This window comes from Novosphingobium indicum, from assembly GCF_014645195.1.
GTDB lineage: Bacteria > Pseudomonadota > Alphaproteobacteria > Sphingomonadales > Sphingomonadaceae > Novosphingobium > Novosphingobium indicum.
This window is the reverse complement of sequence record NZ_BMLK01000003.1, coordinates 206,115-221,032: the sequence shown is the minus strand read 5'-3', so window position 1 is coordinate 221,032 and position 14,918 is coordinate 206,115. Positions and strand designations below refer to the sequence as shown.

Annotated in this window: 13 protein-coding genes; 9 read left to right on the top strand and 4 right to left on the bottom strand. The window is 65.0% G+C overall.

Going from position 1 to position 14,918, the window contains the following annotated elements; translation table 11 throughout:
- Positions 1 to 76: 76 nt before the first annotated feature.
- A complete protein-coding gene (locus tag IEX64_RS04370) occupies positions 77 to 1,846 on the top strand; it encodes a cation:proton antiporter domain-containing protein (protein WP_188818460.1) in 1,770 nt (589 codons plus the stop codon).
- Here IEX64_RS04370 and IEX64_RS04365 read toward each other — a convergent pair.
- The gene (locus IEX64_RS04365; RefSeq protein ID WP_188818459.1) at positions 1,828 to 2,286 is read right to left on the bottom strand and encodes an Lrp/AsnC family transcriptional regulator; all 459 of its coding nucleotides are present in this window, start codon (positions 2,284 to 2,286) and stop codon (positions 1,828 to 1,830) included. The genes IEX64_RS04370 and IEX64_RS04365 overlap by 19 nt on opposite strands.
- A gap of 136 nt (positions 2,287 to 2,422) precedes the next feature.
- On the opposite strand from IEX64_RS04365, the gene ald reads away from it, so the two are divergent.
- Positions 2,423 to 3,538, top strand: a complete 1,116-nt coding sequence (gene ald / locus IEX64_RS04360) for an alanine dehydrogenase (protein ID WP_188818458.1) — start codon at positions 2,423 to 2,425, stop codon at positions 3,536 to 3,538.
- A gap of 14 nt (positions 3,539 to 3,552) precedes the next feature.
- Here the strand turns inward: ald and IEX64_RS04355 are convergent, their stop codons facing one another.
- A complete protein-coding gene (locus IEX64_RS04355) occupies positions 3,553 to 3,957 on the bottom strand; it encodes an acyl-CoA thioesterase (protein WP_188818457.1) in 405 nt (134 codons plus the stop codon).
- 28 nt (positions 3,958 to 3,985) lie between these two features.
- Positions 3,986 to 6,088, bottom strand: coding sequence for a S9 family peptidase (locus IEX64_RS04350; RefSeq protein WP_188818456.1), 2,103 nt, complete (start codon positions 6,086 to 6,088; stop codon positions 3,986 to 3,988).
- A 42-nt stretch (positions 6,089 to 6,130) separates the two neighbouring features.
- On the opposite strand from IEX64_RS04350, the gene IEX64_RS04345 reads away from it, so the two are divergent.
- The 7 genes from IEX64_RS04345 to IEX64_RS04315 all read left to right on the top strand — a co-directional run bounded on the left by IEX64_RS04345 (position 6,131) and on the right by IEX64_RS04315 (position 12,250).
- Entirely contained in the window at positions 6,131 to 7,951 is a 1,821-nt protein-coding gene (locus tag IEX64_RS04345; protein ID WP_188818455.1) for an aminopeptidase P family protein, read from the top strand.
- Positions 7,952 to 8,010: 59 nt separating this feature from the next.
- On the top strand, positions 8,011 to 8,379 hold the full coding sequence (locus IEX64_RS04340; protein WP_188818454.1) for a VOC family protein: 369 nt from the start codon (positions 8,011 to 8,013) through the stop codon (positions 8,377 to 8,379).
- Between the two features lie 67 nt (positions 8,380 to 8,446).
- Positions 8,447 to 8,827, top strand: a complete 381-nt coding sequence (locus tag IEX64_RS04335; RefSeq protein ID WP_188818453.1) for a VOC family protein — start codon at positions 8,447 to 8,449, stop codon at positions 8,825 to 8,827.
- Positions 8,824 to 9,225, top strand: a complete 402-nt coding sequence (locus IEX64_RS04330) for a cupin (RefSeq protein WP_188818452.1) — start codon at positions 8,824 to 8,826, stop codon at positions 9,223 to 9,225. Before IEX64_RS04335 ends, IEX64_RS04330 begins: the two co-directional genes overlap by 4 nt.
- Before the next feature lie 196 nt (positions 9,226 to 9,421).
- The gene (locus IEX64_RS04325) at positions 9,422 to 10,045 is read left to right on the top strand and encodes an EF-hand domain-containing protein (protein WP_188818451.1); all 624 of its coding nucleotides are present in this window, start codon (positions 9,422 to 9,424) and stop codon (positions 10,043 to 10,045) included.
- A gap of 25 nt (positions 10,046 to 10,070) precedes the next feature.
- The gene (locus IEX64_RS04320) at positions 10,071 to 10,805 is read left to right on the top strand and encodes a response regulator (RefSeq protein WP_188818450.1); all 735 of its coding nucleotides are present in this window, start codon (positions 10,071 to 10,073) and stop codon (positions 10,803 to 10,805) included.
- Positions 10,802 to 12,250 (top strand): ATP-binding protein, encoded by a 1,449-nt coding sequence (locus tag IEX64_RS04315; RefSeq protein ID WP_188818449.1) that lies wholly within the window; start codon positions 10,802 to 10,804, stop codon positions 12,248 to 12,250. The genes IEX64_RS04320 and IEX64_RS04315 overlap by 4 nt, the downstream gene beginning before the upstream one ends.
- Here IEX64_RS04315 and IEX64_RS04310 read toward each other — a convergent pair.
- On the bottom strand, positions 12,234 to 14,912 hold the full coding sequence (locus tag IEX64_RS04310; protein WP_229710058.1) for a M1 family metallopeptidase: 2,679 nt from the start codon (positions 14,910 to 14,912) through the stop codon (positions 12,234 to 12,236). The genes IEX64_RS04315 and IEX64_RS04310 overlap by 17 nt on opposite strands.
- Positions 14,913 to 14,918: the final 6 nt, after the last annotated feature.

The following is a 14,918-nucleotide window of genomic DNA, read 5'->3' as shown; positions in this document are numbered from 1 at the left end:
CGCTAACTTGGTAAGCCGAGCATGCGGGCCTAAAGAGGCTCGCTAAGCCTTCTCCTTCCCCCCGGAACGCGGCCTCATGGAACAACATTCGCAAGCCTTCCCGCTTCAGGACGGATTTCTGCTGCTGGGAACCGCCCTCGTCTTCGTGCTCCTGTTCCGTCGCCTCGGACTGGGCGCAACGCTGGGCTATCTGCTCGCCGGTGCCGTGCTCGGCCCTTACGCGCTCGGCCTCGTCGGCGATGCGGAAAGCAAGATCGGCTTTGCCGAACTCGGCATCACGCTGCTGCTGTTCATCGTCGGTCTGGAACTGGCGCCCAAGCGGCTGTGGCGCATGCGGCACGAGATCTTCGGGCTGGGGCTGCTGCAGGTGGGCCTGTGCGGCCTCGCGATCTCGGCGGTCATCTACTACTTCACGCCCTTCTCCATCGAGGCAGCGCTTGCGCTCGGATTGCCGCTGGGGCTGTCCTCGACAGCGCAGGTCCTGCCGATGCTGCAGAGCGCCGGGCGCCTGCATACGCCTTTCGGCGAGCGTTCCTTCGCGGTCCTGCTGTTTCAGGACCTCTCGATCATACCGCTGATCACCATCATCGCGGCCATGAACCGCAATCCCAACTTGCCCGAAGGCCCTCCGGGCTGGCAGCTTGCCCTGATAACGGTCCTCGCCATTGCCGGCCTGATCGCGGCGGGGCGGTTCGTCATCCGCCCGCTGTTCAGCCTGATCGGCAATCTCGGCGAGCGCGAGATGTTCGTCTTCGCGGCTCTCTTCACGGTAATCGCGTCCGCCGCCCTGATGGAGGCGCTCGGCCTCTCGACGGCGCTGGGCGCCTTCATCGCCGGGGTCATGCTCGCGGACAGCCCCTATCGGCACGAACTGGAGGCCGACGTCGAGCCCTTCCGTTCAATCCTCCTCGGCCTGTTCTTCATGTCCGTCGGGATGATGCTCGACCTTTCCGCCATCGCCGAAAGGCCGCTGTTCGTCGTCACCATGGCGATGGCGCTGATTGCCGTGAAGTCCAGCGTCATCTTCGCGCTTGGCCTTGCCTTCCGGATGAACTGGCGCAGCGCGCTCGCCCTGGGACTTCTGCTCAGCCAGGGCGGTGAATTCGGTTTCGTCCTTTTCGCCCAGGCCTCGAGCGCGTGGCTGATCGAGCCGCAGGCCGCGAGCCTGTTCGGCGCAATCATCACGCTTTCGATGATCTCCACCCCGTTCCTGATGATGGCCACGCAGCGTTTTCGCGAGGCCCCTGTCTCGAAGGAGGAACGCGAAGGCCCGCAGGACGACGGAGCAAGCGCATTGGTCGTCGGCTATGGCCGTTTCGGCCAGACGGTCGCCCAGATGCTGATCGCTGCCGAGATCGAGGTAACCCTGATCGACACCGACACCGAAATGATCGACGTGGCAGGGGGCTTCGGCGCCAAGGTCTATTTCGGCGACGGCACCCGCATCGATCTGCTGCGACAGGCAGGGGCGGGCGAAGCCCAGCTGATCGTGTTCTGCATCGATGGCGAGCAACTGACCGACGACTTCCTGCACGCAGTCCACGGCGCCTTTCCCAAGGCGGAAATCCACGCCCGCGTGTACGACCGCCGCAGTCTGGTGCGGCTCAATGATGCGCCGGTAAAGTCCATGGCGCGCGAGGTGCTCGAATCGGCCGTGGTGCTCGCAAGAAACGCTCTCGACGGCCTCGGCCTTTCGCTGGAGGATATCGACAGGGCCGAAACGACCTATCGGTCCAACGACAAGGAACGCCTATCGCTGCAGTACGAATCGGGCGACGTGCGCACCGCGCGCGACCGCATCCTCACGCAGCCGGTGCGCACGGCCCGTCAATTCGGGACTGAATAGCCCTCGAAACGCTTGATGCGGCGAAGCGAGAAGCTTGTCTTCATCGAGGACACGCCCGGCAAGCGAGCCAGGCAGTCGCGGTGGACGCTGTCGAAATGGTCCAGATCCTTCGCGGCCACGCGCAGGAGATAGTCGGCGCCGCCGCTCATCAGGTGGCATTCCCGGATATCATCGAAGTCGCCGACGGCGCGCTCGAACCGGTCCATGGCCTCGCGGCTCTGGCTGTTGAGCGTGATCTCGACGAAGACCTCCACGGAAAGCCCGAGCCGCCGCGCATCGACCCGTGCCGCATAACCCAGAATCAGCCCTTGCTCCTCCAGCGCCTTGATCCGGCGGTGGCATGCCGACGGCGAGAGATTCACCAGGCCCGCGAGTTCGGCAACGGAGCGCGATGAATCCGCCTGCAGCGCCTCCACAAGAGCGCGGTCAGCGCGATCCATGCAAAATTCTCCCGTAAAATCGGCCTGAGATGGAATTTATTGCAATATATCCTGCAATCAAGCGCCATTTCGGTGAAACATTGCGCTGCTTGGCGTGTATCCTCACTTGAGGTCATCCTTCCACCGGAGAGAGCTTATGCGCGTCGGAACCGTCAAGGAAATCAAGAACCACGAATACCGCGTTGGGCTCACGCCCGAGAGCGTCGAGGAACTGGTCCGCAACGGTCACGAGGTGTGGGTGGAAAAGAGCGCCGGCCTGGGCATTGGCGCAAGCGACGCGGAGTACGAACGCTCGGGTGCCAAGCTGATCGCGACGGCTGCCGAAGTCTTCGCCGGTTGCGAAATGATCGTGAAGGTCAAGGAACCGCAGGCGGTCGAGCGCGCCATGCTGCGCGAGGGCCAGATCCTCTACACCTACCTGCACCTCGCGCCCGATCCGGAGCAGACCGCCGATCTGGTGAAGTCGGGCGTCACCGCCATTGCCTACGAGACCGTTACCGGGCCCGGCGGTTCACTGCCGCTGCTCAAGCCGATGAGCCAGGTCGCCGGACGCATGTCGATCCAGGCCGGCGCCACGGCGCTGGAAAAGGCCAACGGCGGACGCGGCGTGCTGCTGGGCGGCGTGCCGGGTGTGATGCCCGGCAAGGTCGCCGTGATCGGCGGCGGCGTGGTCGGTTTCAACGCCGCGCAGATGGCCGCCGGCCTGGGTGCCGACGTCACCATCCTCGACCGCAATCCCGACGTGCTGGAGCGCCTCGGCAACCACTTCGAAGCGCGGGCCAAGACCCGCTTTGCCAGCACGGCAAACCTCGCGGAGAGCGTGGCCGAGGCCGATCTGGTGATCGGCGCCGTCCTGATCCCCGGCGCTGCCGCTCCCAAGCTCGTCACCCGCGAGATGCTCGGTACGATGAAGTCCGGCGCCGTGCTGGTCGACGTCGCGATCGATCAGGGCGGCTGCTTCGAGACCAGCCACCCGACCACTCACGACGATCCCATCTTCATGGTCGACGGCATCGTCCACTACTGCGTGGCCAACATGCCCGGCGCGGTGGCCCGCACCAGCACTTACGCACTCAACAACGTGACGCTGCCGCATGCCCTCGCCATCGCGAACATGGGCTGGAAGTCGGCGCTCACGGCCAACCCGCACCTTGCCGAGGGCCTGAACGTCCACGCGGGCAAGGTGACCTTCGAGGCCGTGGCTGCCGAACTCGGCTACGAATACGCGCCCGTCGCCGAACTGCTGAAGTAACGTGCCCCCGGGCGCTAGACGTCCGTGCCGTCTATAAACGGGGCCGCCACGTCCGGCGGCACCCGCATCAACCGGCCCGAGGCGATGTCGATCATCGCCCAGGTCGTGCGAGCCGAGACGATCACTTTCCCCGCCGAATTGCGGAAGTCGACGCGACGGTCGAACTTGGCCCCGCTAGGCCCGTCGGGGATGAAGGTCTCCCCCGTCACGCTCTCGCCCTCGCGGATATTGCCGCGATAGTCGATCTCGTGCCGCGCCACCACCCAGGCATAGTTCGCCTGATGCTCCGGCGGGGCGACGGCCTCCCAATGGGACGTCGCCATCGCCTCCATCCATTGCACCCAGACCGCGTTGTTGACGTGACCCATCACATCGATGTGCTCGGGCAACGCGGTAAACGTCAGAGTGAACCGATACATAGCGCTCACCGTTCGTGGAGGAATTGTCTCACCCCTCCACGCCCAGCTGCCACAGGATGAAGGCGAACTCCTCCGCCGTTTCCTTCAGGCTTTCGAACCGGCCGGACTTGCCGCCGTGGCCTGCGCCCATGTTGGTCTTGAAGATCAGTTCGTTGGAATCGGTCTTCAGCTCGCGCAGTTTCGCGACCCACTTGGCCGGCTCCCAGTAGGTCACACGCGGGTCGTTGAGCCCGGCGGTGACCATCAGCGGCGGATAGGCCTGCGCCTTGATCTGGTCGTAGGGGCTGTAGCTCAGGATATGCTCGAAAGCGGCCTGATCCTCGATGGGATTGCCCCATTCGGGCCATTCGCCCGGGGTGAGCGGCAGCGTTTCATCGAGCATCGTGCTGAGCACATCGACAAAGGGCACATGCGCCACGACGGCGCCCCACAAGTGCGGATCGGTGTTGATCACCGCGCCCATCAGTTCGCCGCCCGCAGACCCGCCGGCAATCGCGATCTGGCCTTCGCTGGTAAAGCCGCGATCGATCAGCCCCTTCGCGCAGTCCACGAAGTCGTTGAAGGTATTGGTGCGCTTCTCCAGCTTGCCCGCCTTGTACCAGGCGCGGCCCATGTCGTCGCCGCCGCGGATGTGGGCGATGGCATAGGCGAAGCCGCGATCGACCAGGCTGAGGCGCGCGGTCGAGAAACCCGGATCGATGGATATGCCGTAGGCGCCATAACCATAAAGGTAGAGCGGGCCAGCCCCGGTGCGGTCCTTGCGATAGACGATGGAAACCGGAATCGCCGTGCCGTCGCGCGCGGTGATCTCCAGACGCTCGGTCGTATAGAGCGAGGCGTCGTAGCCCGAGGGAATTTCCTGCACCTTGAGCGTTTCGAGCGTGCGCGCGGCCACATCGTAATCGAGTACCGATGCCGGCATGACCATGGATTCGTAGGACAGCCGCAGCTTGTCCATGTGCCATTCGGGATTGTTAGCGAGACCGGCGGAATAGCTCGCTTCGGGGAATTCGATGGGTTCCACGCGGGCCGGATCGTCGTAGTAGCGCACCTCGATCTGATCGAGCCCGGCGCGGCGCCCCTCGCTCACGTAGAAGTCGCGGAACAGGTCGACGCCGGTTAGGTAGAAATCGTCCGATCCCTCGATCAGCGTGGTCCACTCGCCGGGATTGCTCAGCGGCGCGGTGGCGAGGCGGAAGTTCTCGTGCGTGTCGTTGGCGTGGATGTAGAGCACGCCATCGCGCTCATCGACATCGTACTCGACGCCCTTCTGGCGCTTCTTGACGAGGATCTGGTCGCCCATCGGATCGTCGGCACGAATGAGCCGGGCCTCGCTCGTCTCGTGGTCGCTGGCGCCGATGATCAGCCACTTCTCGTTCGAGGAGAGCGAGGAACCCACACGGAAGCCGTCGTCATCCTCGTGATAGAGTTCGACGTCCTTCTCCAGCGGTTCGCCCAGCCAGTGCAGGCGGGCATTGTCGGTACGCCACTGCTCGTTGGCGAGCGAATAGACCACGCCCTTATCACCCGCGACCCAGACCAGGCTGGACAGCGTACCGGGAATTTCGTCGGGCAGCATCTCGCCGGTTTCGAGGTTCTTGAACCGCGCGGTGAAACGCTCCGACCCGTTGTCGTCCGCCGCATAGGCGAGCAGCTTGCCGTTTGCGCTGACCGAGATCGCGCCGAGGCGGAAGTAGTCCTTGCCTTCCGCCAGCGCCACTTCGTCAAGGATCAGTTCGTCGGGGCCGCCGGCAACCGGCTTGCGCCACCACTTCTTGTATTCGGCGCCTTCCTCGAACTCGATCCAGTAGAGCCAGTCGCCGTCCTTCTGCGGCACCGACTTGTCGGCTTCCTTGATGCGCGCGCGCATTTCCTTGAACAGCGCGTCGATACGGTCCTGATGCGGCGCCATGCGCGCCTCGAACCAGCGGTTTTCCGCTTCGAGGTGGGCGAGCACCTCCTTGTCGGTGACCTCCGGATAGCCGGGATCGCGGAGCCAGGCGTAGTCGTCGGCGACGGTAATGCCATGGTGCGTGAAGGAATGCGGCTTCTTCACGGCCTGCGGGGGAGCGGAAACCGGGTCTTTGCCGGATTCGGTGAGCGTCTGGGTGGAATCTGCCATCCCCCGCATCTATGTTCACAAGATGACCCCCGCAAGCCGGATACCCCAGACATGCTGATGAATACCCATGAAGCGCGCCTCGATGCCCTGCGCAAGGAACTGAAGGCGCGCAGCCTTGATGGCTTCGTGATCCCGATCTCCGACGAGCACATGAGCGAATACGTGGGCGGCTATGCCCAGCGCCTTAGCTGGCTGACCGGCTTCGGCGGCTCGGCCGGCACTGCGGTCGTGCTGACCGATGCCTCGCTCGAACCGGCAGCGGCGATGTTCGTCGACGGGCGCTACACGCTGCAGGTCCGCGATCAGGTCGATGGGCGCCTCTACGCCTATGAGAGCGTGCCGCAGACCAGTGTCGCCAAGTGGCTCGAGGAACATGCACCGCAAGGCGCGGCCATCGGATACGACGCCTGGCTGCACAGCACCAAGTGGGCCGAAGCCGCCGACAAGGCGCTCGCAGCCAAGGGCGGCAAGCTCGTTCCCGTCGAGACAAACCCGGTCGATACAGTGTGGGAAGACCGCCCGGCCCCCTCGCCCGCCGCTGCGCTGGTTCACCCCACCGATCTTGCCGGGGAAACCAGCGAGGCCAAGCGCGCCGCCGTCTCCGAATGGCTGACGGGCAGGAACCTCGATGCCACCGTGATCACCGCGCTCGATTCGATCGCCTGGCTGCTCAACATCCGCGGCACCGACGTCGAGCGCACGCCCGTCGCGCTGTCCTACGTGATCGCGAAGGCCGACGGCACCGCCGACCTCTTCATTGCCGAGGAGAAAGTGACGCCCGAACTGCGCCAGCATCTCGGCAACTCGGTCAACATCCAGCCGCGCGATGCCTTCGTGCCCGGCCTCGAAGGCCTTGCCGGCAAGCGCGTCGCCGTCGATCCCGAACGCGCCGTCAGCGCGATCTTCGAAGCGCTGCGCCAGGGCGGCGCGACCGTTGTCGAGGAGCGGGACCCCACCGTGCTGCCCAAGGCCGTGAAGAACCCGGTCGAGCAGGAAGGCCACCGCAAGGCACAGGCCCGTGATGGCGCTGCCGTCTCGCGCTTCCTCCAGTGGCTCTCGGTCGAAGCGCCCAAGGGTGAAGTCACCGAGATGCTCGCCGCCGACAAGCTGCAGGCATGCCGTCAGGAAGCCGGCGACCTGCGTGACCTCTCGTTCGACACCATCTCCGGCGCAGGCCCGAACGGTGCCATCGTGCACTACCGCGTCTCGGAAGAAACCAACCGCACGCTGGAGCCCAATTCGGTTTATCTCGTCGACTCCGGCGGCCAGTATCCCGACGGCACCACCGACATCACCCGCACTGTCTGGGTGGGCCCGGGCGAACCCGATGCGGAAGTGAAGGATCGCTTCACCCGCGTGCTCAAGGGCCATATCGCGCTTGCCACGGTGACATTCCCCAAGGGCACCGCAGGCAGCCAGCTCGACGTGCTCGCCCGCCATGCGCTGTGGCAGGCCGGTCTCGACTATGCCCACGGCACCGGGCACGGCGTCGGCAGCTTCCTCTCGGTTCACGAAGGCCCGCAGCGCATAGCCAAGTCGGCGGGCGGTCAGGGCGGGACCGATCAGGAACTGCTCCCCGGCATGTTCCTGTCGAACGAGCCCGGCTACTACAAGACCGGGGCTTACGGCATCCGCATCGAGAACCTCGTCCTCGTCGAGCCGCGCGAGATCGAAGGCGCGGAAGGCGAGTTCTTCGGCTTCGAAACGCTGACCCACGTGCCGATAGAACGGCGCCTGGTGGATCGCGGCATGCTGTCCGATGCCGAAGTGGCCTGGTGGAACGCCTACCATGCCCGCGTTCTGGAGATCATCGGCCCGCAGCTCGAAGGCGCGGCGAAGGCCTGGCTCGAAGCGCAATGCGCGCCCTTGTAAGGGCAATTATGTTCCCGTAATGTTCCACTCTCTGATATGAGTCGCAGGAGGATGGAATAATGATCGGTTACGTAACGCTGGGTACCAACGACCGCGAACGCGGCGGGAAATTCTACGATGCCGTCTGCGCCGAACTCGGTGTCGGGCGCATGATGGACAACGACCAGTTCACTGCCTGGGGCGAGCCGGATGGCAGCGCCGGAATCGGGCTGACCCTGCCATTCGACGGCAAGCCGGCGACCGTCGGCAATGGCGTGATGGTGGCGCTGGCTGCGAAGGACGAAGCGCAGGTCCAGCGCATCTACGATATTGCGCTCGCCCATGGCGGTACTTGCGAAGGCCCGCCGGGACCGCGCGGCGAGGGATTCTACGCCGCCTATTTCCGTGACCCCGACGGCAACAAGCTCAACGCTTTCGTGATGGGCTGAGACCGGGCCTTGTTTGTCTCCTGCCGTCCTGCTTCAATGCCGGGCAGGACGGCGAAGGGAGAGAACAATGCCGGTTGCACACGTAACCTTTGGAACCAACGATCTCGAGCGCGGCGCGCACTTCTACGATGCGATCATGGCCGAGTTCGGCGGCGACCGCACTTTTGCCCATGACAAGGCGATCGGCTGGAGCTTTCCGGACGGCGGGCCGAGCATCGGCATTACCTACCCCTTCGATGGCGAACCGGCGAACCGTGGCAACGGCACGATGTTTGCGCTGATGGCGGCGGGAGAGGACATGGTACGCCGCGTCCATGCCGCAGCGCTTGCCCATGGCGGAAGCTGCGAAGGGCCTCCGGGACCGCGCGCCAATGGCTTCTATGCCGCCTATTTCCGCGACCCCGATGGCAACAAGATGAACGCCTTCTGCATGCCCGAGACCCCGTGACCCGCAGGGTTCATGATTTGCGCCAGCACCCGGTCCACCTGGGCCTGGGTGCAACAGCGCAAGCGCAACCGCCCTTTACCGGCATGGCGTGGTACGCGGACTACGCCCGCCGCGTGGCTGCAGACGGGTCGGAAGGACGACTCGTTTCGCTGCACGACTTCACGGATGACTGGGATAGCTGGGAGATGCATCCCGCAGGTGACGAACTGGTCGTCTGCTTCTCCGGGGAAATGACGCTGATCCAGGAAACGCCGGACGGGGCCTTCCATTCCGAGACGCTCGTGGCCGGACAGTACCTGATCAATCGCGCCGGCGTTTGGCACACGGCGAGCATCCCTGAAGCTGCCACCGCGCTGTTCATCACGGCTGGCGAGGGCACGGAAAACCGCCCTCGATGAATACCTGTTCATGCAAATTGCATGAAGATGAACGACAATGGCAAATTGTGACAATTGGCGACAATATCATCGGTAACCGGCACACCTGCGCGACAAGACGGTTCTAGAACGGATCACAGAGAGCCGCGGGGCACTTCTTCCCCCTCCCTTCCCCGGCCCTGCGGCTCTTATCAAATTTCCTCTGGGAGCAGATGACATGAAGAATGCAATCACCAAACTAACGCTCGGCCTTTCGGTCGCTGCGCTTGCAGTCGGCGGTATCGCCTATGCCCAGCCCGGTCGCGGCGGCGGCCCGATGATGGACGCGGACGGGAACGGCGTCGTCACCCGCGCCGAAGCCAAGCAGGCCGGCGATGCCATGTTTGCCCGCATGGATGTGAACAACGACGGCAAGCTCGACCAGACCGACCGCGAGGCACGCCATGAAGCGCGCCGCGCCGAGATGTTCGCCAAACTCGACTCCGACGGCAACGGTTCGATTTCCAATGAAGAGTTCATGGCCCAGCCGCCCCATGGCCCCGGTCAAGGTGGTCCCGGCATGGATGGCGAACGCGGTCCGGGTATGCGCGACGGTGATGGCAGGCACGGCAAGCACCATCGCGGTCATCGTGGCGGCATGATGATGATGGCGAAGATGGCCGACACCAACAACGACGGTGCCGTATCCAAGGCCGAGTTCGATGCAGCCGGTGAAAAGCACTTTGCCATGATGGACGCCGACAACGACGGCCAGATCACCCAGGCCGAACGCCAGGCTGCGCACGCCAAGATGAAGGCGCAGTGGAAGGCCAAGAAGGCCGCCAAGACGGACGGCAACTGATCGAAGGGCGCGGGAGACGCATTGCATGAACGATACCGCGCCCCCTCAGGTCCTGCTCGTCGATGACGAGGCGGCCCTGCGCGAGCCCCTGGCCGAGTACCTCTCGCGCCAGGGGTTTGCCGTGACGCAGGCAATCAGCGCGGCGGAAGCCCGCAGCCGCCTGCGTGACATGCGGCCCGACCTGGTCCTGCTCGATATCATGATGCCCGGTGAGGACGGGCTTTCGCTGTGCCGCCATCTGGTCGAATCGCAGGACGTCCCGGTCATTTTCCTGACCGCGCGCGGCGAGGCGACCGACCGCATCGTCGGACTCGAAATCGGGGCGGACGATTATGTCGTCAAACCCTTCGAACCGCGCGAACTCGTCGCCCGAATCCGCAGCGTGCTGCGCCGCGCCTCGCGCATCTCGGTTCCGCCCGTGGAAAACGAGGGCTTCGAATTCGAAGGCTGGCAGCTCGATCCGCTCAAGCGGCGCCTGACCGATCCCGAGGGAGCCGTGGTGGCCATCTCCTCGGTCGAATTCCGGCTGCTCATGGCGTTCCTCGAGCACCCACGCCAGGTGCTCAACCGCGACCGCCTGCTTGACATGGTTCAAGGCCGCGAAGCGCATCTGTTCGATCGTGCCGTCGATAATCAGGTCAGCCGCCTGCGCCGCAAGATCGAGGTCGACAGCCGCAACCCACAGCTGATCCAGACGGTCTGGGGTGGTGGTTACATGCTGGCGACCGAAGTCAGGCGCATTCCGATCGACTCCGAATGAAGATTCCCCAACCCCGCAGCCTGATGGGCCAGATGCTTCTGGCCATGGCCGTGGCCCTGCTGCTTGTTCAGGGCCTGGGCTCGTTTCTCGTCTATCGCGCGCAGCGTGAAGCCTACGAGACCGGCATGCTCAATGTCGCGGCCTTCCGGCTGATCGCCGATACGCGCGGGCCGCGGGCCTTCACCCGCCGCGAAAAGCGCGCGCATGGCCCCATCGGCAATCCCCCGGCGCGCGCATTCCCGCTCGAGTTCAGCACCCGGTCGCCGGCAGACGAGGACGAACGCCGTGACGGCAGGGCAGAAGCCCGCCTTCAGGACATTCTCGCCGACCAGAACTTCCCCGACTCCGAAATCGTCGTCGTCCATCGCTCGATCGGGGGCGACCCGATCGCCCGCACCGGAGCCCTTCGCGTGGCCGCGGCCCGGCGGATGGACCAAGAAGAGGTCCGCGAGATGATGAACGGCCACTTGCTCGTGGTCGGCGTACGGCCGGAAAACGGGTCCGACTGGCTGGTCGCGCGCGTTCGCTCGCCGCGGGCCGCGCATATCCTGCTGGTGCCGCTGATCCTGCAGACCCTGCTGATCTACGCCGTGCTGGTGGGTGCCGTCGCGCTCATCCTGCGCCGCATCACGCGCCCCCTGGCGGCGCTGACCCGGCGCGTCGAACGCTTCGCGGCAACTCCCGATGCCGAGGGGCAGCTTGAACCCTCCGGACCGGAGGACATGCGCAGGCTGATCCTTGCGCACAATGCCATGGAAGCGCGCATCGCCGCCATGCTCGACGAGAAGGACGTGATGCTGGGTGCCATCGGCCATGACCTCAAGACGCCGCTGGCCGCGCTTCGGGTCCGCATTGAATCGGTCGAAGACGATACCGAGCGGGCGCGCATGGCCGGCACCATAGAGGACATCGTACGCACGCTCGACGATATCCTCTCGCTTGCTCGCGTGGGCAGACCCAGCGACCCGCGCGAACGGACCGAGCTTTCCGCACTGGTGGCCTCGGTCGTCGAGGAATACGAGGACATGGGTGAGCCTGTGGAGCTCTGCGATACCCAGCGGACCGTCCTGGAACTGCGACCGACCTGGCTGCGCCGCGCGCTGCGCAACCTGATCGGCAATGCCCTGCGCTATGCCCAGAGTGCCCGCGTCTCGCTGCTGCAGGAGAACAAGCGCGCCGTGATCCTGATCGACGACGACGGCCCGGGCATCCCGGACGACGCCATCGACGACATGATGAACGCCTTCACGCGCGGGGATCCTTCGCGCAACACCACGACAGGCGGCGCAGGTCTCGGTTTAGCGCTCGCACGAGCCATCGCCGACCAGCATGGCGGCTCGCTGCAACTGACCAACCGGCGTTCGGCAACAGGCGCCATCGAGGGCCTGACCGCGCGCCTGGAAATTCCCATGCAGTGTTCGTCGGAGTCTAGCGCAGCTTCGTGAATTCGGCGTCGATCTGGGATCCCATCATTTCGTCCAGCAGGCCGCAATTCCGCACCCGCTCGATGGCGCGGTAGAGTTCGAGCGCGCCCGGCGTTCCGGCAAGCTTGTCCGTGAAATCGCGCGCGATGCGATTGGCCCACGCGACCGAGCAGAAGCGTCCGAGGGCTTGCGGAAGACGCGCGGCGAAGAACTGGCCGTCGCTGCTGGCGAGTAGCTCGTCGACGTGAGAGAGGGCCCAGTCGTAGCCGAATTCGCGGGTCGACTTGCGGGCCATGATGCTGTCGAGGAATTCGCGCTTTTCACTTTCGCGCAGACGCGGATCGTCGAGCGAGAGCAGCCACTCGGCCATGTCCTGGTCCCCTGTGCGCGCAGCGGCAGCCAGCGCCGCAGGACGAAAGACGGGGTCCTCGGATTCGAGCGCCTTTTCGGCAAGTTGCCGGGCCGCATCCTCGTCGCGCTCGAACAGATAGAGATCGAGGGCGTGATCGAGCCAGGCCGGATCGAGCGCGCTCTTGTCGCCCGCCAGATAAGCCACGGTCGCCTCCCCTATCTGCTTGCGCAGGTTGCGACCGCGCCCCGTCCCCAGAAGCGCGGAAACGATCTGCACGCGGCGCTGCGTGCGGGCGGGCTGTTCCTGCGCATAGACGCCGGCACGAGGATCGAAGCCGTACTTCTTCAGCAGGGGCACATAGAGGTGTTCACGAAACATGCGGAAGAACCGACGCCCCTGCGACCCCACCATCCCTTCGCGCACCATGTGGCTGAGCGCCTTGTCCGGCGCATCGGCCGCGTGAGGATCGGGGTGCCGTATAAGCTTGCGCGCCAGCCGCCCCATTTCGCCGATCGTACCGCGCCCGGCACGTATCGAAGCCCATAGAGAATCCACCAGCGCCTGCGCCTCACCGCCCGGCAGATCGTCGGCATAAGCAAGCAACTGGTCCCAGTGCCGCTCGGTCAGCTCGAAGCGATAGTAGCCAGTGCCGCCAGGATTCGGAAACACCGGCCCTTCGCCGTCGATCGTGAAGGCCTGCGTGCGCTTGTCCATGATGAAGCAGCGCCTGTTCGCGCCGCGGCGCAGGCACAGCGGGATGACCCATTGCGTATCGGGCGGCGCGACGCCGGCCGTGGTATAGCGCAGCTGGGTAATGGAAACCTTGTCCCCCTGCTGCCGCACCGCAAGAAGCGGCACGCCCTGCTGATCGACGAAGCTGCGCATGGCCGGAACCAGCCGGGGATCGCCCGCGACATCGGCAAGCGCGGTGAAAAAGTCTTCGCTCGTCGCGGAGCCGAAGCGATGCGCGGCAATGTAACGCCGCACGCCTTCGCGGAACTTGTCCTCCCCCAGCCACGCCGCAATCATGCCGACGATATGGCCGCCCTTGCCGTAGGTGATGGCATCGAAGGCGGAATCGATCTGCGCATTGGTGGGAATGTCCTGATGCACCGGGCGCCCTGCCAGCAGCGCATCGGTTTCCATCGCCTGAAATCCCTCGCTGAGTGCATCGCCCCTGATCCCCAGATCGGGCCGCCAGGCGTCGCCCATCCGATAGCCGATCCAGTTGGCAAAGGCCTCGTTGAGCCAGATATCATCCCACCATGCCGGCGTCACCAGATCGCCGAACCACTGGTGCCCCAACTCATGCGCGACGATCATACCGAAATCGCGCTGCTGCACGACCGGGGAGTTGCCGTCGACGATGAGGATATCGTCCCGGTAGAGGCTGGCACCGGCGTTCTCCATGGCACCGGGCAGGACCGGCGTCGTCACCTGATCGAGCTTGGAGAACGGGAAAGGCCCGCCGAAATAGTTCTCCAGCAGCCCGACGATCTTCTGCGTCCCCTCCATGGCGAACGCGAGCCGCCCGGCATTCTGCTGCGTCGAATCGATCCGCACCGGCAGCGGTTCCAGCCGCAGCGCATTGGGCGGCACCTGCCCTTCAAGACTGGCGAAGGGCCCCACCATCATCGCCACGAGATACGTCGGCAGCCGCAAGGTCGGGGCGAAGCGGTGGACGGCAAGGCCGTCTTCCACTGGCGGCTCGCCAGGCTCTGCACCATTGCTGATCGCGGTCAGCCCCGGCGGCGTGCGCAGGGTCACCGTGAACGGCGTCTTGAAACCCGGCTCGTCGAATCCCGGAAAGGCAGCACGCGCATCGATCGACTGGAACTGGGTCCAGCTGTACCACTGGTGATCGACCTCGACGTGGAACATGCCGGTCGGGCTGTCCGCGAACGCCGCGTCGTAATCGAAAGCAAGGGTAGCCGAGCCCTGCGGCAGGCTCTCGTCGAACGACAACCGGACAATGCCGGTGGCATCGCTCTGACGCCAATGCCCCTCGACCGCATGGCCTGAGACACGGGCGACGGCACGCGAAACCGCAAGATCGCGCCCATGCAGGTAGATGACATCGGTCGGTTCGGCCAGGTCCACATCGATCTCGACATGGCCGGAAAAGCGCGGCGCTGCGGGATCAATGGTCAGATCGAGGCGGTACGCCCGAGGCACCACGCTCCTGTCCAGCTTGCCAAGCGGCATGTGCCGGTCGGAGGACACCGTGATCTCTGCCATCGGCTCGGTTTCGGGACCCGGCAGCCCCTGCGCGCGCAGGGCACCGGGGAGCGTCGCAATCAGAACAACGAAAACGATGAAACGGCAGAGCAAGCCCAT

What these genes read in the sequence shown, in the direction of transcription:
- IEX64_RS04355 (WP_188818457.1), bottom strand. Translation starts at nt 3,957, where the DNA reads ATGTATCGGTTCACTCTGACGTTTACCGCGTTGCCCGAGCACATCGAT.
- IEX64_RS04345 (WP_188818455.1), top strand. Translation starts at nt 6,131, where the DNA reads ATGCTGATGAATACCCATGAAGCGCGCCTCGATGCCCTGCGCAAGGAA.
- IEX64_RS04365 (WP_188818459.1), bottom strand. Translation starts at nt 2,286, where the DNA reads ATGGATCGCGCTGACCGCGCTCTTGTGGAGGCGCTGCAGGCGGATTCA.
- IEX64_RS04315 (WP_188818449.1), top strand. Translation starts at nt 10,802, where the DNA reads ATGAAGATTCCCCAACCCCGCAGCCTGATGGGCCAGATGCTTCTGGCC.
- IEX64_RS04325 (WP_188818451.1), top strand. Translation starts at nt 9,422, where the DNA reads ATGAAGAATGCAATCACCAAACTAACGCTCGGCCTTTCGGTCGCTGCG.
- IEX64_RS04320 (WP_188818450.1), top strand. Translation starts at nt 10,071, where the DNA reads ATGAACGATACCGCGCCCCCTCAGGTCCTGCTCGTCGATGACGAGGCG.
- IEX64_RS04350 (WP_188818456.1), bottom strand. Translation starts at nt 6,088, where the DNA reads ATGCGGGGGATGGCAGATTCCACCCAGACGCTCACCGAATCCGGCAAA.
- IEX64_RS04370 (WP_188818460.1), top strand. Translation starts at nt 77, where the DNA reads ATGGAACAACATTCGCAAGCCTTCCCGCTTCAGGACGGATTTCTGCTG.
- IEX64_RS04340 (WP_188818454.1), top strand. Translation starts at nt 8,011, where the DNA reads ATGATCGGTTACGTAACGCTGGGTACCAACGACCGCGAACGCGGCGGG.
- ald (WP_188818458.1), top strand. Translation starts at nt 2,423, where the DNA reads ATGCGCGTCGGAACCGTCAAGGAAATCAAGAACCACGAATACCGCGTT.
- IEX64_RS04335 (WP_188818453.1), top strand. Translation starts at nt 8,447, where the DNA reads ATGCCGGTTGCACACGTAACCTTTGGAACCAACGATCTCGAGCGCGGC.